The following is a 21084-nucleotide window of genomic DNA, read 5'->3' on the forward strand; positions in this document are numbered from 1 at the left end:
CATCTTGTCCCGTACGTATGAAAAGGATGGCAAGAAGTCGTCCGTTTCCTTTACGGATCTCCCTGCAACGCATTGGGCGAAGGAGGCGATAGATCAAGCCTCGGCCAGCGGGCTGATGGATGGTTATCCGGACGACAGCTTTAAGCCGGAGGAAACGATCACCAGAGCAGAGATGGCTCGTATTGCCGACCGCTTGATGACTGCCTCCCTCCAGAGCACCGGCAGCTTCACGGACACAGCCGGACATTGGGCGGAGACATCCATCGGGAAAGCAAAAGCGGCAGGAATTCTTAACGGGTATGCGGACGGTTCGTTCCGCCCGGATCAGAAGCTGACCCGCGCAGAAGCGGTTACGATCATCAACAAGCTTTTGGGTCGACAAGATTTCGGTTCTGCATCTATGAAATGGAGCGACGTTCAGGAAGGACATTGGGCTTACAACGATATTCAGGAAGCTTCTGCCGAGCACGCTTCGAAGTAAGGGGCGGACCACCAATCCAATGCGAAAGGCGCCGCCTGCGGGCAGCATAAACCCGCCTCGGCTTAAGCTGTCCTTATTGGAACGGATGGCGCAAACAGAGGAACTTAGGAGAAGTAAAGCCAAGCTGCCCATAGGGGCTTAGCGTGCGAAGGACGTGAACTGGGATTGTTGATCGCTGGGAGCGATCGTCCCGGTCACGTCCTTCATTTTTTTCACAGCAAAAAGCCAATCTTCTCTCGTTGGGCATTCCAGTTATTTCCTTAAAATTATGATTACTGGTATTATTAACTCATCGTATTTAACAAGGGGGAGGTCAAATGGAGGAAGATAACAGCGGCAAGATCAGCTCGATTGTCGCTCTGGTATAGGACAATGTGCAAGAGCTTCATGCCGTTTTTATCATTCCTGAACGAATCACCATGCACAAGGTTGAACAACTATGGCCCGATACCAGTCATATGCGGTAAATTGCCGGGATCAGGCTCGTTCCAATCGGAATCGAAGATGAAGGAGGAAGTGACCTTGCGTCTTAAATATCCTTTGAGCCTCGGAATTTTTTTCGGCGTCATGTATTTCGTGTGGGGTTTGACGATTTCCGCTGTTTGGAAAACCGTTTTGCTTGCTTGCTTAGTCATGGTGATCGAATATCCGCTGGATAAAATGGGTATCACCAAACGAGTAATCCCGGTCCCTGTGGGGATAGCAGTTTTCACCATGATCCCCATTTTGTTTACCCTCATCACGCGATGAGTGTTTTGGCGCGCTTGAAGCTCCGCCCCGAAAAAGGAATGAAATTCGTTGACCATCTTTCTGACATAATGCGAAACGGCCCTTGCCCGCATCAATCTTGGCGGCAAGAGCCGTTTCTCGTCATATCCCGCAGGCTACGCCTCGACCAACAGCGGCACAACCTTGCCCGCGTTCACGTCGATCAGGCCCAGGTCGGTAATTTTGAGCGCCGGGCTGACCGGGAGCGAGTGCGTGCTGATCGACATGATCGGGTTGTAGTGCTTATACCCGAGCGACTCCATCGCTCTACGCAGCTTCTCGACTTCCTTCGCCGTCTCATCGAGTGGCACTTCGGTCAGGATGCCGCCGACAGGCAGCGGCAGGTGCGCCAGCACTTGGCCCGCTTCCACGACGCAGAAGCCGCCTTGGCTGTGGATCACTTCGTTAGCCGCAAGCGCCATATCGGCCGGGTTGTGCCCGACCACCAGCAGGTTGTGGTTATCGTGCGAATACGTCGTCGCCACCGCGCCGCGTTGAATCGTATCGCCGCCGATCAAGCCGTATGCCCGGTTCCCGTTCTTGCCGTACCGCTCGAACGTCGCGATGAGCGCGTACGGGCTTTCCTGCCAGCACAGCTCGCCGTTCCGGATCTCGACCTCGCCCCGCACATCCTCCGTGAAGGTGGAGCCGTCCTTGACCTGCATTACGCGGCACGCATGGCGGCCGTCCGCTGCGCCGTCCAGACGCGCAACAAAGTCCGCTTCCGTCAGCAGCGGCAGCTGCACACTATGGTAGTAGTGCGCCGGGAACGCATGGCCGTGCTCCTTCGGAACATACGCCTCGCGCACGTCGTACACTTTGCGCCCCTGCTTGTACACTTGATCGATCGTCAGCTCCCGCAGATCCGACAGCAGCACGAAGTCGCCGATTTTGCCGGGGGCGATGGCGCCCCGGTCGTGCATCCGCATCCGGCGCGCCGAAGTAAACGTCGCGGCGTAGATCGCCTTTTCCGGCGTCATGCCCATGCGAATCGCTTTGCGGACGATATGGTCCAGATGGCCGCGCCGCTGGAACGAGTCGGCCATTACGTCGTCGGTGACGAAGCAGAAATGCTCGGAGACGTCGTTTTGAATCAGATAGTTCATGACGTCTTCCGTCATCGACTTTTCTTGAATCTCGATGAACATGCCCGCGCCGATGCGCGCTTCCATCCCTTCGATCGTCTGATGCGTGTGGTCCGAATCGACCCCGGCATAGATGACCCGGTGCAGATCCAGATCGAGCAGCTTCGGAACATGCCCCTCGATGACGAGCTTCGGATAATGCTTGCGGATATGCGCCAAAATCCGGTTCGTTTTGCAATCCGGGTCCGTGATGACGTCGACGTAGTTCATGATTTCGCCGAGACAAATGATGTCTTCCGTACGCAGCAGCTCGTCCATATCCTCGATCTCAATCGTGCCGCCGGTCGATTCCATCGACGTGGCCGGGACCGAGCTCGGAATCGCGTAGAACATGTCCGCCACGCAGTCGCGGCTCGCCTCGATCATCTGCTTCACGCCGCTCAGGCCGAAAACGTTCGCCATCTCATGCGGCTCGGGCACGATGGTCGTCACACCGCTGCGGATCAGCCCGTACGAGAACGTCTCTGGGGTAATCATCGTGCTCTCGATATGCAGGTGAATGTCGACCAGACCGGGAATCATGTAGCGGCCTTGGCCATCCACGATCTCGCCCGCTTCGAACGTCTCCGTCCCGCGCCCGCCGATATAGAGGAACGATCCGTTCAAGACGGCGACATTGCCTTGAACGAACTTTTTAAAATAGCTGTTATATACGTGTACCTTCTCGATCAATAAATCCACTCGCATGATGCCGGTACCTCCAAGTCGTTAGTCTACCAGGACCAATCTGTCCGCAGGGAACAGCAGATGCACCTCTTGTCCGCTGTTGTAAGGAACTTCCATTTCTTTGTTGACCGTAAAATCCCCAAGGTCCGTCTCAACGACGTACTGGTAGCTTCTTCCCAAAAACGTACTTACCTTGACGCTGCCCTTTACCCGGTTCGGTCCGTGACCGATCTCCTCCGCGGTGCCAAGTTGCATATCGTCCGGGCGAATCGCGCCCTTCCGGCCTGCGGTTCCTTCCGCACCAGGCTGTCGGGCGGCATGGAACGTATAGCCCTTCACCTTCAGCTCGATGCCGTCGCCTGCTTCGCGGCGTTCCTCGAACGCGATGAAGTTGTTGAAGCCGATGAACCGGGCGACGAATTCGGTTTTCGGGTACTTGTAAATCGTGGAAGGCCGATCCAACTGCTCGATAATGCCTTTATTCATAATCGCGACGCGGTCGGAGATGGAGAAGCATTCCTCCTGATCGTGCGAGACATAGACGGTCGTAATGCCGAGCTCCTGCTGAATGCGGCGGATTTCGACGCGCATATTCACGCGCAGGTTCGCATCGAGGTTGCTGAGCGGCTCGTCGAACAGCAGCAGGTCCGGCTCGATGACGAGCGCGCGAGCGATGGCCACCCGCTGCTTCTGCCCGCCGGACAGCGCCTTAGGGAAGCGCTGTTCGAAGCCCGCGAGGCTCACGACCTCCAGAATGCGAAGCACACGCTGCTTGATCTCGGCTTCCGGCACTTTCCGCAGGCGGAGGCCGAAGGCGACGTTATCGTAGACGGACAGATGCGGGAACAGTGCGTAGCTCTGGAACACGAACCCGAAGTTCCGCTTGTTGACCGGCACTCGCGTGTAGTCTTTGCCGTTCAGCATGAATTTGCCGTCTTTGGCTTCGAGGAAGCCAGCGATGAGCCGCAGCGTTGTCGTTTTGCCGCAGCCGCTTGGGCCGAGCAGGGAAATGAGCTGCCCCTTCTCGACCGTCAGGTTGAAGTTTTGCAGAATATATTGGTGATCATAGGCGACCGACACATTTTCCAAGGATAGCAATGCCATGGGTACGAGCCTCCGTTATCGTTTGGTAAAGTAAGAAAGGCCCATCAGCCTTTCGATCAGGAACATGAACACCGCCGTGAACAGCATGAGCAGCACGGAAATGGCGGCGATGGTCGGATCGAAATAATTTTCCACGTAGGTCAGCATCTGAATCGGCAGCGTGCTGACGCCCGGGCCCGTCATGAAGACGGAAATGTCCACATTGTTGAACGACTCCAGAAAAGCGATCAGAATCGCCGCGATAATCCCCGACTTGATGTTCGGGAGGACGACCTTGAAGAACGTTCCGAGTCGTCCGGCGCCGAGACTGAGCGCAGCCTCCTCGATGGCGAAGTCGAAGTTCGACAAGCTGGACGCGATGACGCGAATAATGAACGGAAGCATGATGACCGTATGACCGACGAGCAGCGCCGTGTAGAGCGGCAGATGGTACGTGACGATCAGGTATTTCAGCATTGTAAACCCGAGCACGATGCCCGGGATGAGCACGGGGGATATAAAGAAGCCGTTCAGGGCGTCTTTCCCCTTGAAATCGAAGCGGCTGAGCGCATAGGCCGCAGGTACGCCGAGCAAGAGCGCGAACAAGTTGCCCAGAATCGAGACGACGATCGACGTTTTGAACGTGCTCATGAACATTTCCACTTCGAAGATCTTCTCGTACCACTTGAGCGAAAAGCCCTGCGGCGGAAATTTCAGCACGGTTCCCGGCTCGAACGAAGCGAAGGCGATAATGACCAGCGGACCGAGCAAAAAGATATAGACAAGCAGCGTAAACAGGCCGAGGCCCCGGTTGTTCTCCTTCATCCCTTCTACCCCTTCGGATTTAAAGTGTTGGCCAGTTTATTCATCAGGCTGATGATCACGAACGTAATCGCCATCATGATGGTGGCAATGACGGAGGCCGAATACCAGTCGTTCAGCGTGATCGCGTTCTGGTACAGGAACGTCGAGATGACGCGCTGTTTCCCGCCGAGCAGCGCCGGAGTCGTGTACGCGGTCAAGCTGCCGACGAAGACGAGAATGCTCCCGATAATGAGACCGGGCACACTGAGCGGGATCACGACCTTGCGGAACGCGGTGAACCGGGATGCCCCGAGGCTCTCTGCCGCTTTGATCAGATCGGCATCGATGTTCTCCATCACCCCGACGAGCGTGATGATGATCAACGGCAGAAACAGATGGATCAACCCGATCATCATCGCGGTCGGCGTATACAAAATATCCAGCGGGTCCTGGATGATTCCCATCGCAAGCAGCGCCGTGTTGAGCAGCCCCTTCTTACCGAGAACGATCATCCAGCTGAAGGAGCGGACAACCGAGCTGGTGAGCAACGGGAAGATCGCGAGCGCGAGCAGCACGCTCTTTTTCTTCAGGCTCTGCCGGGAAATATAGTAGGCGACCGGAAAGCCGAGCAGAATGCAGATCGCCGTCGTCACCAGACTGACCTGCAGCGTCGTCAGCAAAATTTTGATAAAATACGGGTCCTTGAAGAATTGCAGGTACCCGTCGAACGTCACAGTCCCTTTCTGGAAAAAGGTGGACCCGATCGTAATGAGGATCGGAGCCGCCATAAATACCGTCAGGAACAATAGTCCCGGCAGCAATAGCAAATACAGATACGATTTCTTCATCGAACGGTTCTCCTGTTCCTGGATTGGGGGCTAACGGCTCAGTGTCTGAACGAACAGCCGGAGAAAGGCGTCCGCGTCCACATCGGTGCAGACCTGAACGTTCGGCTTCTGTCCGAGCCGGTTCTGAAAATCGCAGACTGTCTGGCCGTCGCACAGCTCGCTGCGGGTTTCCACATCGACGTAATAGGGCTTCGTCGTGACCACCTCACGGGTCAAGGCCACCCCGACGGCCAACGGGTCGTGCAGCGCGCAGGCGCGAACGCCGTTGCGTTCAGAGTAGCGCTGCATGTAATCGGCCGTGCTCTCCTTCACATAGCGGCCGATCGGCGTATCGCCGAGCGCGGCGATATGCTCGTCTTTGAGCAGCGCGCGCCGGGTCACATCCAGTCCGACAAGCGTCAAGGACGGGAAGCCGGCATGCAGAACGAGCTTGGCCGCTTCCGGGTCGACATACATGTTGTACTCCGCCGTCGGGGTCACGTTCCCGAAGCCCGCGACGACGCCGCCCATCAGGACGACCTCTTTCACGTCGTTCACAAGGCCGGGATATTTCATCAACGCGAGCGCCAGATTGGTCAGCGGAGCCGTCATAATCAGCGTCACTTCGCCCGGGTTTTCGCGTACGCGGTCCACGATGTAGTCCGGCCCGAAGCCCTCAGCCGCGCCTTGGCGGACTTCCATGTCCCGCAGCGCCCCGCCGAGGCCGTCCGCCCCGTGAATCCGGTGCTCGAAATAATGGGGACGCAGCAAGGGCCGGTCGGCCCCCCGAATGACCGGGATGCTCGCTTCCGTGCCCAGAAGCTGCAAAATTTTGCAGGTGTTGGCTGTCGCTTGATCCAGCGATACGTTGCCGTTGACCGTCGTGATGCCGAGTACGTCGAACTGTCCGCTCTTGACCGCGAGCAGAATGCCTAACGCGTCGTCCACACCTGTATCGACATCGAGGATTACTTTTTGTTTCATACGCTCCATTAGCTCCTTTCCATACTCCCGATATGAAAACAAGGGTACATGTCGGATCATATACCCTTGTCCAGCGTTTCGATTATAGTCATGCTATCGCGTTGCTTATTGCGTTGCTTATTGCGTTACTTCGCGGTTCCAGCGGTCGATCCACCCCTTGAGGTTCTGGTTGACGAATTTCATATCCAGCTTGCGCAGCTTGTTTACCACGTCCGCGCCGTACGTAATGCCTTGCGCTTCTTCCGGCTTGAGCTGCAGCGTCGTATTTACCGGCGAATCGATTTTGGACTTGGCCGATTTCTCCTGCACTTCCTTGCTCAGGTGCCAGTTGATGAAATCTTCCGCGAGCTGCTTGTTTTTGCTGCCCTTCACAACGTTCACCGTATTCATGATCGCGTATGCGCCTTCCTGCGGCGTAACGAACTTCGTATCCGGCACGGCGGCCTTCAAGTCCTTCACGTACATTTCCATGATCGGTCCGGCGGCGATTTCGCCTTGGGCGAACATGTTCACGAACTCCGACGTTTGGCCGTAGTATTTCACGACGCTTTTATTCAGCGTCTTCAGCTTCGCGAACGCTTGATCCGCGTTGAACGTCGAGCTGCCGGCTACGGTCGAAGCCGCATCCAGAATCATCGGGCCGCTGGTCGACGTAATGTTCGGAAGCGTCAGCTTCTTCGCCAGCTCAGGGCTCCACAGATCGCTCCACGATTTAATTTCCTTGCCCGCCGCTTTCGGGTTATAGGCGATGCCGAATTGGCCGATCGTATAAGCCGGACCATAGTCCTCGCCGAGCGGCGCTTTGGCGATGTCGTAAATATCCTTCAGGTTCGTGATGCGGCTGCGGTCGATTTTCTCGAACAGCCCCGCTTCGATACCCTGCTGCGCGTAATAGTCCGAGAGATAGATCAGATCGACGTTCGAGCTGCCCTGCTTCACTTTATTCAGGCGTTCGGCGTTGTTGCCGATTTCCAGTACGATCTTCACGTTATGCTCTTTCTCGAAAGGCGCGTATACTTCTTTCTTGAAGAAATCCTCAGAGAAGCCCCAGGTGGAAATGACCAGCTTGGTCGGCTCTCCACCGCCCGTTCCCGGCGCTGCGCCCTGCTCTTTGTTTCCTCCCGCTTGGCCGCATCCGGACAATGCCAATCCAATCAGCGAAACGGAAAGCAAGCTGCGAATCATTCGTTTTTTCATCATCGTTCTTCATCCTCCAGTAGGAAACATCCCTGTATCCATGATTTAAGTTTTGTAGAAACGTTTAGCAGTATACTCTCATCGGTATCGGTTCTTCTTGCATTTTATTTAAAAAAGAAAAAACGCCCTTAAATAGAAATAAATCTTCTAAGTAAGAGCGCTTTTTCTTCGTAAACAAAGATAAGCGGCATCTATGGCAATGCATGCGGTCCGCTCGATGATAGATCAACGCCGCGGCTCCGGCCTGTTATTTCGGTTCGTGCAGAATCACGTTCGTTATCGCCCACTGCGTCGCCGGGTCGTAATCCCTTAGCAGCGCTTCGATCTCCAGCCCGAACTCCTGCTCCAGCTTCTCGCGAAGCTTCTTCTTATAGATCGAAGACATGTAGAAGTCGACCTCGTGCTTCAGCGTAGGCGCCTCGCCTTCGAGCGCATCCGAGCGCGGCGAACGACGATGCTTCGCATAATACGTGATGATCCGGTCGTCGATTGTAACCCGCAGCAATGTCGTTCCGAAGCCGAACAAGCTCTTCGAGATTTCGTTGTACAGGTGGCACAGCTTCTTTTTATTTTCATTCGTGTCGATCAGGGGCATTCGTTCACCTTCAAGAGCAACCGGCTTTTTGTGACGCGACGTAGTTTAATAATACATAAGAATTTACGTTTCTGCAAGCGATTGTTCGGATTTTTTGCCACTAAAAACGATTTGAAATGCCTTTAATTAGAAAAAAATAGTCATTTTCCGAATAAGAGGTTGGTCGGAATAGCAAAAAAGCCGTCATCCCGCCGAAACTCGCGCTCCATGACGCTTGCTCCGGCGGGAGCGGCCCCCGCTCGGTATGGGCCGTACCCTCGGCCAATCGGCCCGTCACCGCTAGTAAGACTTGAGCGTCAGCTGGTCCAGGCTCTTGAATTCGTAGCCCTGCTGTCGGGCGCCGTCGATGATTCTTGCCAGCGCGTCCGCGTTATCCTTGGATACCGTGTGCAGCAGGATCACAGCTCCGGGGTGAAGCTGGGCCATGACTTGGTTGTAGGCGTAGTCGGCCCCTTTTTGCGCCCTCGTATCCCAGTCCTTATACGCGACCGACCAGAATACGCTCGTATACCCGAGCTCCTTGCTAACCGCTAGGCTGCGGTCGTTAAAAATGCCCCGCGGCGGGCGCAGGTAGATCATCGTCTGCCGTCCGGTAATTTGCGCCGCATCCGCTTTTACCTTTTCCAGCTCGTCCTTGATTTTGTCGCTCGAAATCTGGGTCATGTCGGGATGGCTCCACGAATGATTGCCGATCAGGTGGCCTTCAGCCGCCATGCGCCGCAGCAGCTCCGGCTGATCCTTGATGTAATGCCCGGTGACGAAGAAGATCGCGGGGACCTTCTTTTCCTTCAGCACGTCGAGCACGCGGGCGGTATACCCGTTCTCGTAGCCGTTATCGAAGGTGAGATACAGCTCCTTCTGCGTCGTATCCCCGAGAAAAATAGCCCCATGCTTCTCCACAATGGGCTTGAAGCCTTCTTCGTTGATGGAGGGACGGCTGCCGTTCTTGCTCTTCTTGAATCCGAAATGATAGGCGCCGTCCCCTGTGGCAGCCGCTTGGACCGGGAGGGCCGCCAGCAGACCGGCCAGCAGGATGGTGGCAATTGCGATACGTTTCAAGGGTTGGGCTCACTCCTTCTTGTTTTTGTCAGCTAGGAGTCATTATCCCTCGTCCCCTGAAAAATATGTGTCTTTTCCCAAGGAAACCGCTATGAAGCAGACGGTCCGGTTTTAGTGAAACTAATGATCGATCGGTCTCGTCCATAACATGTAAATATTTACTGCATACTCCCCCGACATGAAACTCATATACTACTCCAAAAAAATAAAAAGCCACGATTTACGTGACTCAGAATGTCGAGAAAGTGGTGTTTGACTGAAATAGAGAAACATACGGAGGTGGGGTATCTGCTGGAGGAGCGATAGCGTTCGCCTTTGTCTGCGGGAAATATCCGCTGCTTAGCGGCTTCAATAAAAATTTCCTGCAGACAACAGCCGACCGGAAGTAGATACCCCACCCCCTCGTACACCTCTATTACCTCAACTGACCGCTTTCTCAACAGGCTCGTTTCATGGAGACAATGTTCTTGTCTTTCCTATCCTTACAACACGGCGTTCCCCCGGAGCAGCCGCTCCTGCAGCAGCTTCACGTCCAGCTCGCGGGCAGGCACGTCGATCGCGCAGGCAAGTGCCGCCGCCGTACCGGCCGCCTCCCCGGTGGCCATGCAGCTCGGGGTCAGGCGTGTCGTCGCCAGCGCTTCATGCGTCGTCGAGATGCACCGGCCGGCCGCGAGCAGGTTATCCAGTCCCTGCGCGATCAAGCTGCGGTACGGGATGTCGTATGCGCCGCTGCCCTTAATAAAAGCGGACGTTACGCCTTTCCCCGACGGATCGTGGAGATCGATCGGATAGCCGCTGCGGGCGATCGCGTCGTCGAAACGCCGCCCTTCGAGCACGTCTTCGATCGACAAGCGATACAGCCCGTCGATGCGCCGCGTCTCGCGGATGCCGATCTGCGCGCCGACCGACGAGATGGAAGCTTTGGCGAAGCCGGGAATGCTCTTTTGCAAAAATTCGGCCATCATAAGCACTTGCTTGCGGCCGATCGCTTCCGCCAGCGTCAAGTCCTCGACGCTTGTGCCGTCCAGTCCCTGCACCCGGGTGCAATTCACCAGCACTTCGTCCTCGGCCGGGCCGGTGAAGAACAGCACCTGGTCGCGGTTAATCGGGACTTGGCCCGCTTTCCATTCGGCGTAGAAACCGGATACGCCGGTAAGCGGAAGGCGGTCGAGCTCGGCAAACGGCGTTTTGTGATAAAAGTTAGCCGGATTGTCGATCATCGCCTGCCGGACTGCTTCCAGATCGACGCCGCGCATACGGAATTTCATCGTCATCGGCTGCGTGCGCTGATCCTCCTCCCTGCCTTTCAAGGTCGGCGCTCCGGCCAGGTGCGCGACGTCGGCATCGCCTGACGTGTCAACGAACATGCGTCCGCGCACGTCGATCCGGCCCGATTTGCCGGACAGCGATACGGAACGGATCTTGCCGCCTTCCACTTGAACCTCGTCCGCAAAGCTGTGGGCTAGCAGCTTCACGCCTGCTTCCTGGAGCATATCCACCGCGAGCACTTTGAAAATTTCCGGATGATACGGCGTTACCGAATAGACGAATCCGACCGTATCGCGCAGATGTCCCGGAGATCCGCCCCGTTCGATCAGCCGGTCGACGATCTCCTGCGCCAGCCCCCTGATCACTTGCTCGCCCTGCTCTGTATGAAACGTCATCCACGGGTAGACCGAGGCTGCCGTAGACATGCCGCCCAAAAATCCGTACCGTTCGATCAGCACGGTACTCGCGCCCTGGCGCCCCGCGGCAATGGCAGCGGCGATCCCGGCCGGGCCTCCGCCAACGACAACGACATCCGCTTCAAGCGTATGCTTCATTTTGCGTCTCTCTCCTTCATCTTTCTTGTACCGAACGCCGCTTTATTCTTTTAATCCCGTCATCGCAACGCCTTCAATGAACTGCTTCTGCGCGAAAAAGAACACAACAAGCAGCGGCAGCGTCGCCATAACCGAAGCGCTCATCAGATGATGCCACGCGGTCCCGGCCTCGTCGGTGAACAAGGACAAGGCGAGCGGCAGCGTCATCAGCATCCGGTCGTTGATGAAAATCAGCGGATCGAAAAAATCGTTCCAACACGTCAAAAAGGTAAAAATGACCAAAGTGGCAATCGCCGGTCTCGCAAGCGGCAGCATAATGCTGGCATAAATCCGCAGGCGCGAGCAGCCGTCGATCATCGCTGCTTCTTCCAACTCCTTCGGAATGCCGAGGAAAAATTGCCGCATAATGAAGACGCCGAACACCCCGCCCGCCCCGAAGATCGGCAGCACGATCAGCGGCAAATGCGTGTTCAGGAACCCGATTTCCCGCATGAACAAAAACATCGGAATCGCCGTCACTTCGTTCGGAATCATCATCGTGCTGAGCAGCAGCAGAAACACGAGATTGCGTCCCCGGAACGGAATGCGGGCGAAGGAATAGCCGGCCAGCGAGGCAAAAAAAGCCGTGCCGGCCGTCACGACGACGGCAATATAAGCGCTGTTCCAATAAAACAGATGAAACGGAATCGTTCGCAGCACTTCCGCATAATTCGCCCAGCGCACCGGCGAAGGAATAAACTCCGGCGGGAAGACGAAGATTTTGGCCGGTTCCTTCAGCGAAGTCGAGACCATCCATACGAACGGGACGATCATGACGGCCGATATGACGGTCAACAAGACGTAGTGGAGCGTCAGACCAAGACGCCCGCCGTTCTTTGCGGATAAGGAGTCAGCTCTCATGAATAACCCACCTTTTTCTCATCTGCCATTGGATCATCGTCAGAATCAGAATAATGACGAACAGCACATAAGCCAGTGCGGACGCGTAACCGAACTCGAACAGCTTGAACGCTTTTTCCCAAATGTAATAGACGAGCACCTTGGTGCTGCCCGCCGGTCCGCCCTGCGTCATGACGTAGATTTGGCCGAATACTTTAAGCGACCCGATGATCGTCATCATGACCGTAAGAAAAATCGTCGGGGTAATCATCGGAACCGTTACCCGGAAGAACGTTGCCGGTTTGCTGGCGCCGTCGATTCTGGCCGCCTCGTAGAGCTGGACGGGCACTTGCTGCAAGGCAGCGATAAACAGCACCATATTGAGCCCGACATTTTTGAGCACGCTGGTTACGATGACCGCAGGCATGGCCAGCTTCGTATTATAGAGCCACGCCGGACCTTGGATGCCGATCAGCTGCAGCAGCTGGTTGATAAAGCCCGAATCGGTGGCGAACATGTATTTCCACACGATGGACCAAACGATAAGCGAAGTCATGACCGGAATGAACATGACGGTCCGGTACATGCCCATTCCCGGCAGGCTCTTGGACAGCGGCACCGCCAGCAGCAGCGCCAATATGATGTTGAGCGGAACCAGACCGGCCGCAAAATAAACGGTATTGCCGAGCACCTTCCAAAATTCGCTATCCGTCAGAATCGTGCGGTAATTGTCCAAGCCCGTAAAGGTGGCCTCGCCGAGCAGCGGCCAATCCGTCAAGCTCATGTAAAATGCGGTAACGAGCGGAATGAGAAGCAAAGTGACGAAACCGAGCACCATCGGCGCCACGAACAGCCACCCGGTTAAGTTGGCCCCCCGGGCCAGCGGATTGGCGGAACGGGCGACTTGAAGCCTGGGCATTGCTGCCATATCCATTCCCCCTCTTCTAGAAGTATGTGACGTTCGTTACCGGTCGATCGCCTCGCGGAAGCCCGCAACGGCCCGGCGAACCTCGTCCGCTTGATTGCCGGTAACGACCGCGCCGATGAGCAATGCCTTCACGCCGCAATCCACAAGCGACGGGACGTCGTCCGGCACGATTTTTCGTTGGGACGGCACAATGACCGGAAGTCCCGAATGCTGCACGAGCCAGCGGTATTTCAACAGGTCGGCGAAACTAAGCGGAGACCCGTACTCTTCCCCCGGAATGACCGATGCTTCCAGGGCGTCGATTCGAAACGGTCCGGCCGCTTCGATCAGCCGCAGATCGAACTCGCTGTTGATGGCGAACGTGCGCGCCAGCTTGGGAAAGCGCAGCAGGAAGATCGGCATGTGAAAGGCGTAAATGGAGAAAAAATCGAACCCGATGTCCGGCAAGGCTTCAATTTCCTCCGGGTGAATATCCTGAAGCGAGCCTCCCGGAACGATGCCCAGCGGCCCGTCGAACATGCCGCGGATGTGCTCGAACGTCTCCCGGTAAGCGGCAAGCGGTCCGAAGCTGTTGCCGCTGGCCCGATGGCTGACATTCATATGCACCTTGACGCCGTCGGCGCCTTCTTCGATCGCCGCTTTGGCAAGCTGCTCATCGTTCGACGGGAGGCTGACAAACAACTGCAGCTTGTCGCGTTTCCATGCATTTTGCAGACGATTCATCGTTGTCGCTCCTCTTCTTGGTTTGCCGCATTCATGAAGCAACGGTCCGTTGCCGAACCGCTGCTCGTCCGTCCCTTTATTTTTTCAGCAATGGATTGACTTTATCTTCGACCGACTTGAGCACTTTTTCCGGCTCGGCCACTTGGCCGAACAGCTGATCGAAGCCGGCCAAAATTTCCGTGTCAATTTTTTGCCATTGGATATGGCCCGGCTGCACCTTCGCTTTCGGCATCTCGTCGATCACCGCTTGCTTGATGATGTCCGGGTCCGGATTGCCCGGCTGCTTCAGGAACGCATCGGAATCGAGCACCGATTTGCGTGGCGGTACGAAGAAGGTCGCGGTCGCCTGTATGCCTTCCTGGCTTGCGAAAAATTTGAGCAGCTCCTTGGCTTCCTTCGGATGCTTGGTTTCCTTGAACACCGCGTATCCGGCCTGTCCCATCATCGGCACGCTTCCCTTGGAGCCCGACGGCATCGGCGCGATGCTCCATTTGAAGTCCTTGATTGTACGCGCTTTCGAGACATAGCTGTAGTTATCGAAGAACATGCCGATCTTACCGGATTCGAAGCTGACCTGCTCGCCCGCTTTCGGATGCGACTGGTCGGTAAACATCATAGTTTGCAGCATTTTCAGCGCTTGTACCCCGTACTGGTCGCTCCAGGTGAATTTGCTCATGTCGTCGCTGAACGGCCCGCTGCCGTAAGACAAGGAATACGAGGCAAGCATGATCCACGTCTTCCAATCCCGGAAAAAGTTCGCGCCGTACGTCTTGCTCGCGCCGGAACCGCTTGAGAGTGTCTTTGCGGATTTGACGAACTCCTCCCACGTCCATTTGCCCTGCTTCGCCAGCTCGTTCGGCGACGAAAGTCCGGCCTTATCGAACATGTCCTTGTTGTAGAACATGACGCTGGGGGGCGTAGAGAACGGCAATCCGTACAGCTTGCTGTCCTTCTGGAACAGCTGCAGAGTCGACGGAATGAAATCCCCGCTGTTGAAAGCCGCGTCCTTCGTAATGTCCGAGACGTCTTCGAGAATGCCGTTCTGCATAAACTGCGGCACCATGCGTTCCGCTACCCATGCCAGATCCGGCAGCTCCCGGCCGGCCGCGAGCACGGACATCTTTTGCTGGTATTCCGCGAACGGGATCGAATCGATTTTGACCGTGATGTTCGGATGGGTCTCTCTGAACTTGTCGACCAGCTTCTGATACACTTCCAAGTGGGCCTGGTTGCCCCAAGTGACGAATTTCAGCTCAACCGGCTTGTCGCCGCCCCCTCCGGCGGCCGGGTTCGCCTTCTCTTCCGGCTTCCCGCCGCCGCATCCCGCGGAACCGGCCGCCAGCGCCATAACAAGCGTGCCCGTCAGCAACTTCTTCATGGTATCCCCCCGTTTTGTAATGGATCAATTGCTAGCTTTATTATATTGAAAGCGTTATCGCGAAAAAATCACGCGGCGTTTAGATTTAGTATGTTATTTTTGGAACTGACAGCCGGGAGCCGTTCGGCCTAGACGAAAGTCTCAAGTGCCCGATTCGTCGCGAAAAGAGCCCGGCGTCCGCCCGACCTGCTGCTTGAACACCAGCATAAAGTGCTTGGGGCTTTGATACCCGGACAGCCGGGCCACATCATAAATTTTAAGATCCGTATGCGTCAGCAGATGCTTCGCCCGCTGGATTCTCGCTTCCGTGATGCAGTCGGACAAGTTCGTGCCCGTCTCCTGCTTGAACAGCTGGCTCAAATAAGCCGGATTCAGATGCACGTAATCGGCCAGCGTCTGCAGCCTCAGATCGCCCTCGGGATGGCCGTTGATATACTCTTTGACTTTGCGGATCAACCGGCGGCCGTCTCCGCCCGTCTGCGACTCCGCTTGCGGACCTTCGTCCGCCGGCGCTTGGCCGATTCCGCTGCGCTTCAGCAGGAGCTGACGGATTTTGTCCAGCGCGGAGACGAACGCCGTCCGGTCGATCGGCTTCAGCAGGTAGTCGAGCACGCCGTGCCGCAGCGCCTTCTGCGCGTAGACAAAATCGCTGTAGCCGCTAATAATGAGCAGAGGCATATCCTCGTATCGCTCCCTGATTTTGCCGATCAGCTGCAGGCCGTCCATCTCGCGCATCCGAATGTCCGTAATGACCGCATCCGCGACGTTCCTGCTTAAATAGTCCAGCGCCTCCCGGCCGTGCGCGGCCTCCTTCACCACGACAAAATCGTCGGACAATTGACCGATCAACGTTCGGATTCCACTGCGTATCACTTCTTCATCTTCGACCAGAAGCACTTTAATCATCGCGTTCTCCTTCTTCCCTTATGGGGATCGTGATCGTAAATGCGGTTCCTTCTCCCGGACTTCCGTCCACATGCAGCCCGTACCGTTCTCCGTACATCAACACGAGCCGTTGGTTGATATTTTTCAGCGCGAGCCCGTGTTCGCCCGTCGTTTCGGCGGCAGAGAGCGGCGGCGCGGTAAGCGACTGACGCAGCTGCTGCAGCTCGTCTTCCGCCATCCCTTTGCCGTCGTCCCGCACGGTCAGCAGCAGCTCGTCTTCGAAGCGGACGGCTTCGATCCAGATCGTCCCGCCCTCTTCGCGATCGCCGATCCCGTGATAAATCGCGTTCTCCACCAGCGGCTGAAACAGCAGCTTCGGCACCTCATAGCCAAGCAGGCTTTCCTCCACGTCGATCATGACCTTCAGCCGTTCTCCGTAGCGCAGCTGCTGGATCTTCACATACGAAGCCGCCGATTCCAGCTCCTCGCGCAGCCGTACCAGCCGGGCATTCCGGCCGACGGTATACCGCAAAAGCCGGCCGAGTGCGGATACCATATCGGATACTTCGTCATTTTGCCGCTTCAGTGCCAGCATGTTGATCGATTCCAGCGTGTTGTAGATAAAATGCGGATTGATCTGGCTTTGCAGTGCAGCCAGCTCAGCTTCCTTCTCCCGAAGTCCGATAACGAATACCTCGTGAACAAGCCGGTCGATCTCTTCGACCATCCGGTTGAAGCTGCGGCTGAGCTGCCCGATCTCGTCCTGCGACTCGACCTTGACGCTCTGCTTGAAGCTGCCTTGTTCGACCCGGAGCATTTTGTTCTTCAAGGCGGCAAGCGGCCGGCTCAGCCGGTAGGAGAAAAAGGTAGCCAGCGCCCCGGCGGATATTAAGCAAATGAACCCGATGCCGAACGTAAAATTACGCAAGTCTTTCGTCTCTTTCAGCAGCGATTCGACGGGAATGAAGCTGATGACCTTCAAATCGGAATAGTCGGAATAATCGACGATGGCGAGATAGGTTTTGCCCCGGATGTTCATATGACGGACATTGGAAGCTTGGGGCAGCTCGGTCGTAAGGCGAAGCTCGTCCATCATTTCAGGAGTCAGACCGCCGCTGCCTTGCTGGAAGAACAGCTCGCTGCGGTTGTTTACAACGAGCAGGCCGCCCTTCTCCTCGAATTTCACATTCGAGACAATTTGCCGGAAGACGTCCTCTTTCAAGTCGATTTTGACCACGCCGAGCCCTTCGTTCGTATTCGGCTCCCGGACCAAGCGGGCCACCGAGACATAATCCTGGCCGCCGTTATCCAAGTAGTAGCTGGGCCGGTGCTTCGGAATGACTACCCATGCCCCATCCGCCTGCTTTACCCGTTCGTACCAAGCTTCCTGTTTCACATCGGTAAACGACCGGATCGCGCTGGCATCGACGTTCGAGAACGTGTAACCGCTTCCCGCAAATAGCTGAATCCCCCGAATTTCGGGACGGTTGTACGTCATTCCTGCGATATATAGCTGCATCTTCTCCAGATCCTCCACGGCAGGACGCTGGTTGGCAAGCGCCGGACCGCTGTATTTGCGCAGGATGCCAAGCACCCCGGGGTCATAGGTGGGCATGAGCGACAGCCGCTGCATTTCCATAAACGTCCGGTCCAGATTGCGGTTGATTTGTCCGACCAATTGCGCGGAGTAATCCGCCGTACGGCGTTCGACGGACATGGAAAAGTCGTAGTACGTTATGATTCCCTGCAAGCTGAGCGGGATCGCAATGAGGAGCATAAAAATAAGCAGCGTCTTGGAGCGCAAGCCCCAATGGGAAAACGGGGGGATCGATAAGGTCCGTAGTGATTTCATCTGCAACCGCCTCTCGTCGGCTTGAAGTGTGCCCTTAAGTGACCCTATTGTAGCACAGTCCCCGCTCCTCGGGGATGCGCCGATTTCGTATTTATTGGGGAAAGGTCCGCGGCTTGCAGATTGAAGGCGCTCCTTGCATGCTGATATGAAAAAGACCGCCCTCGGTTGAGAGCGGTCTTCCCGTTTCTAGTTCGAGCGTGGAAGGAAGCTTTGAATATCGATGCCGAGCCCTTGCGCGAGCCGCATCCCGTACTCGGCATCCGCCCGGAAAAAGTTGCAGATGGCGCGCAGTTGGATGTCCTGGCCCGTCTGCTTCAGATCGTTGACCAGATTGCGGATCAGGTTGTCCTGCTCCTGCTTTGTATAGCTGCGGTACCGCTCGCCAGCCTGCGTGAAATCGTCGGTTTTCTCGATTTTTTGCCGGATCGCAGGACCCGTCAGCGGCGCTTCGCTTTCCGCATAGGCCGGGTCTTCCTGCGGACTGCCGGAAGCGCTGTTCGGCTCGTAGTTGACCGTAGACGTATCCTGCTTCACGTTCATCGCTCCGTCCCGCTGATGGTTGCGGACCGGCGCATACGGGCAGTTGATTGGAATCTGCAGATAGTTCGCGCCGAGCCGGTACCGCTGCGTATCGGGGTAGGAAAACAGACGGCCCTGCAGCAGCTTATCCTCGGAAGGCTCGATCCCTGGCACCAAAGCGCTCGGCGAGAAGGCGGACTGCTCAACCTCGGCGAAGAAATTGTCCGGGTTCCGCTTCAGCGTCATCGTGCCGAGCCGGTGCAGCGGATACGCATCCTCGGGCCATACTTTCGTCGCGTCGAGCGGGTCGAAGCCCCACCGATCCAAGTCCTCCGGCGGCATCAACTGCACATGCAGCGCCCACTGCGGGAAGTTCCCTTCCCGGATCTGATCGAACAAATCCCTGGTCGCATGGTTGAAGTCCCTGCCCTGCACATCCCGGACCTCATCGGCCGACAAGTTCACGACGCCTTGGAGCGATTTCCAATGATATTTGACGTACGTTACTTTGCCTTCCGCATTGATCCATTTGAACGCGTGTACGCCGAAGCCGTCCATTTGCCGGTAATTGGCAGGAGTGCCGTGATCCGAAAATACCCAGGTCAGCATATGCGTCGATTCCGGCGACAGCGTCATGAAATCCCAGTATCTTGCCGGGTCCTGGATATTGGTGTCCGGTGCTGGCTTGAGCGAATGCACCATATCCGGGAATTTCAGCGCGTCGCGGATAAAGAATACCGGCAAGTGGTTGCCGACGATGTCATAATTGCCTTCTTCCGTGTACAGCTTCACGGCGAATCCGCGCGGATCGCGGGCCGTCTCCGGCGAGCCGGTGCCGTGGATCACGGTTGAGAACCGAACGAATACAGGCGTCTCCTGCCCGGCCTCTTGCAGAAAATGCGCCTTCGTGTAAGGCTTCATGCTCCGCTCAATGCGGAATACTCCGTGCGCTCCTGCGCCGCGTGCATGCACGACCCGCTCCGGGATACGCTCCCGGTCAAAATGGGCCAGCTTCTCCAGCAGATGGTAATCCTCCAACAGCGTCGGTCCGCGGCGGCCGGCCGTACGCGAATTTTGGTTATCTCCCACGGGAGCGCCTTGATTGGTCGTCAAACGATGGTTCATATCTTGATCTCACCTTTCATTTATATTTAGACTTGATCTAAGTTATGAAATTATTGTACCATCGCTGCATGACCGAATCATGAGCATTCCGTGAGGTTTTCATGAAGATCGGATGAAGCGGGCGGCCGACGGTTCAGTCGGCCAGCCTGTATCCGACCCCGCGCACCGTCGCGATATACTGCGGCGCGGCGGGATTGTCGCCCAGCTTTTTGCGCAAGCTTTTCACATGAACGTCGACGACGTTGCTGCCGCCGGCAAACGAGCTGCCCCAGATGCGGTCCATGATCTCGTCGCGCGACAACACCGCCCCTTGCGCTTCGAGCAGCATCAGCAAAATCTCGTATTCCGTCTTCGTGCATTCGATACGGCTGCCGCCGCGCAGAACGGTCATCTTCTTGGTGTCGATCTGCAAATCCTTGAAGGTGCCGACGCTGTGCCCTTCTTCCGCATCGGCCAGACCGCTGAGCTTGAGCTCGATCCGGTACATCGCCTCCTGCAGACCCATCGGCCACGGCTGCAGCTCCCCGAGCCCGGTGAAGCTGTTATCCGCCATCTCCCGCTCGCCGACCAGCAGCACCGAACGGGCCTGCTTCTTCGGATCGGAAGCGAGCGCCTCCCGAATGCCGGCCACGCCTTCCCATTCCGTCGTTGTCATGTCGAATACGAACAGATCGACAGCCAACGCATTCATGACCTGGGCCTCAAACCGGTGAAACACGAGAACGTCGTAGCACTCACCCGCCAGTCCGTTGATCAGCGGATGCAGCGAGCCGGGGAACGGACTGATGACAGCCACGCGCTTCGTTTCGGCGCACAGGAAAGGCCGCGTGCCAGCTGTTTCTTCTGCGCTTGAAGCCATAGGCGCCGCTGGGCCGTCGGCACGCCGCTCCGCATCAGCCATTCCGGTGCCCTCAGCTTGCGAATAACCCATCCGCATGAGCGGCTGTATTACGCGTTCGGATGTTTGCATGAATAGCATACCCCCTCGAAGACGACTTGACTGTGATGCACGTCGTAGTTCGTTTTCGCCGCAACCTCCCGAATCCATTCGGCGGGCGGCGCGGACAGCACTTCATCGACCCGTCCGCACTTCTTACACACGATATGGTAATGGTCTTCCGTTCTTCCATCGTAACGGCTGGCGGTCTCCCCCAGCTTGAGTTCCCGAATCAATCCCGCATCCGTCAAGTACCGAAGCGAGTTGTACACCGTGCCATAAGCAAATTGGTGGCCGTTCATACGCAGCCGCTCCATAATCTCGGCGGCCGTCGGATGATCCTCGCAGCTTTGGATCAAATCCAGGATCGCTTTGCGCTGCGTGGTTAAATTCAATCTGCTCATCAGGCTCACCCCTTAGTAGTAT

At 56.5% G+C, this 21084-nt stretch carries 20 protein-coding genes; 1 reads left to right on the plus strand and 19 read right to left on the minus strand.

The genetic code is table 11. The annotated features are described in order from the left end of the window. Positions 1-4: 4 nt before the first annotated feature. Positions 5-481 (plus strand): S-layer homology domain-containing protein, encoded by a 477-nt coding sequence (locus tag ET33_RS17460; RefSeq protein WP_051775408.1) that lies wholly within the window; start codon positions 5-7, stop codon positions 479-481. 437 nt (positions 482-918) lie between these two features. Here ET33_RS17460 and ET33_RS38475 read toward each other — a convergent pair whose 3' ends face one another. From ET33_RS38475 to ET33_RS17555, 19 genes are all read right to left on the minus strand, one after another. Continuing rightward, positions 919-1338, minus strand: a complete 420-nt coding sequence (locus ET33_RS38475; protein WP_152570661.1) for a hypothetical protein — start codon at positions 1336-1338, stop codon at positions 919-921. Positions 1339-1365: 27 nt separating this feature from the next. Beyond that, entirely contained in the window at positions 1366-3081 is a 1716-nt protein-coding gene (locus ET33_RS17470; protein ID WP_036684420.1) for an adenine deaminase C-terminal domain-containing protein, read from the minus strand. A 21-nt stretch (positions 3082-3102) separates the two neighbouring features. After that, positions 3103-4164, minus strand: coding sequence for an ABC transporter ATP-binding protein (locus ET33_RS17475; RefSeq protein ID WP_036684423.1), 1062 nt, complete (start codon positions 4162-4164; stop codon positions 3103-3105). A 15-nt stretch (positions 4165-4179) separates the two neighbouring features. Further along, positions 4180-4968 (minus strand): ABC transporter permease, encoded by a 789-nt coding sequence (locus ET33_RS17480; protein ID WP_036684426.1) that lies wholly within the window; start codon positions 4966-4968, stop codon positions 4180-4182. 5 nt (positions 4969-4973) lie between these two features. Next, positions 4974-5795: an ABC transporter permease gene (locus tag ET33_RS17485; protein WP_036684428.1), complete on the minus strand. Its 822-nt coding sequence runs from the start codon at positions 5793-5795 to the stop codon at positions 4974-4976. 30 nt (positions 5796-5825) lie between these two features. Further along, complete coding sequence (locus tag ET33_RS17490) at positions 5826-6758, minus strand: nucleoside hydrolase (protein ID WP_036684430.1); 933 nt, start codon at positions 6756-6758, stop codon at positions 5826-5828. A gap of 117 nt (positions 6759-6875) precedes the next feature. Continuing rightward, entirely contained in the window at positions 6876-7958 is a 1083-nt protein-coding gene (locus ET33_RS17495) for an ABC transporter substrate-binding protein (RefSeq protein WP_036684432.1), read from the minus strand. A gap of 244 nt (positions 7959-8202) precedes the next feature. After that, complete coding sequence (locus tag ET33_RS17500) at positions 8203-8550, minus strand: hypothetical protein (RefSeq protein WP_010500265.1); 348 nt, start codon at positions 8548-8550, stop codon at positions 8203-8205. A gap of 279 nt (positions 8551-8829) precedes the next feature. Next, positions 8830-9609: a delta-lactam-biosynthetic de-N-acetylase gene (gene pdaA / locus ET33_RS17505; protein ID WP_036684434.1), complete on the minus strand. Its 780-nt coding sequence runs from the start codon at positions 9607-9609 to the stop codon at positions 8830-8832. 482 nt (positions 9610-10091) lie between these two features. Beyond that, positions 10092-11432: an FAD-dependent oxidoreductase gene (locus ET33_RS17510; protein WP_036684436.1), complete on the minus strand. Its 1341-nt coding sequence runs from the start codon at positions 11430-11432 to the stop codon at positions 10092-10094. A 42-nt stretch (positions 11433-11474) separates the two neighbouring features. After that, positions 11475-12332: a carbohydrate ABC transporter permease gene (locus ET33_RS17515; protein ID WP_036684438.1), complete on the minus strand. Its 858-nt coding sequence runs from the start codon at positions 12330-12332 to the stop codon at positions 11475-11477. Next, positions 12322-13239 (minus strand): carbohydrate ABC transporter permease, encoded by a 918-nt coding sequence (locus tag ET33_RS17520; RefSeq protein WP_036684440.1) that lies wholly within the window; start codon positions 13237-13239, stop codon positions 12322-12324. The genes ET33_RS17515 and ET33_RS17520 overlap by 11 nt, the downstream gene beginning before the upstream one ends. A gap of 36 nt (positions 13240-13275) precedes the next feature. Continuing rightward, a complete protein-coding gene (locus tag ET33_RS17525; RefSeq protein WP_036684442.1) occupies positions 13276-13962 on the minus strand; it encodes a hypothetical protein in 687 nt (228 codons plus the stop codon). 76 nt (positions 13963-14038) lie between these two features. Next, positions 14039-15340, minus strand: coding sequence for an ABC transporter substrate-binding protein (locus tag ET33_RS17530; RefSeq protein ID WP_036684444.1), 1302 nt, complete (start codon positions 15338-15340; stop codon positions 14039-14041). Positions 15341-15481: 141 nt separating this feature from the next. Continuing rightward, entirely contained in the window at positions 15482-16246 is a 765-nt protein-coding gene (locus ET33_RS17535) for a response regulator transcription factor (RefSeq protein WP_036684446.1), read from the minus strand. Further along, positions 16239-18077 (minus strand): cache domain-containing sensor histidine kinase, encoded by a 1839-nt coding sequence (locus ET33_RS17540; RefSeq protein WP_051775410.1) that lies wholly within the window; start codon positions 18075-18077, stop codon positions 16239-16241. Before ET33_RS17540 ends, ET33_RS17535 begins: the two co-directional genes overlap by 8 nt. 186 nt (positions 18078-18263) lie before the next feature. Then, entirely contained in the window at positions 18264-19721 is a 1458-nt protein-coding gene (locus tag ET33_RS17545; RefSeq protein WP_036684448.1) for a catalase, read from the minus strand. A gap of 133 nt (positions 19722-19854) precedes the next feature. Further along, the gene (locus ET33_RS17550) at positions 19855-20691 is read right to left on the minus strand and encodes a response regulator transcription factor (protein ID WP_051775411.1); all 837 of its coding nucleotides are present in this window, start codon (positions 20689-20691) and stop codon (positions 19855-19857) included. Beyond that, positions 20670-21062 (minus strand): Fur family transcriptional regulator, encoded by a 393-nt coding sequence (locus ET33_RS17555; protein WP_036684450.1) that lies wholly within the window; start codon positions 21060-21062, stop codon positions 20670-20672. Before ET33_RS17555 ends, ET33_RS17550 begins: the two co-directional genes overlap by 22 nt. Between the last annotated feature and the right edge of the window lie 22 nt (positions 21063-21084).

Source organism: Paenibacillus tyrphae (assembly GCF_000722545.1).
Taxonomy (GTDB): domain Bacteria; phylum Bacillota; class Bacilli; order Paenibacillales; family NBRC-103111; genus Paenibacillus_G; species Paenibacillus_G tyrfis.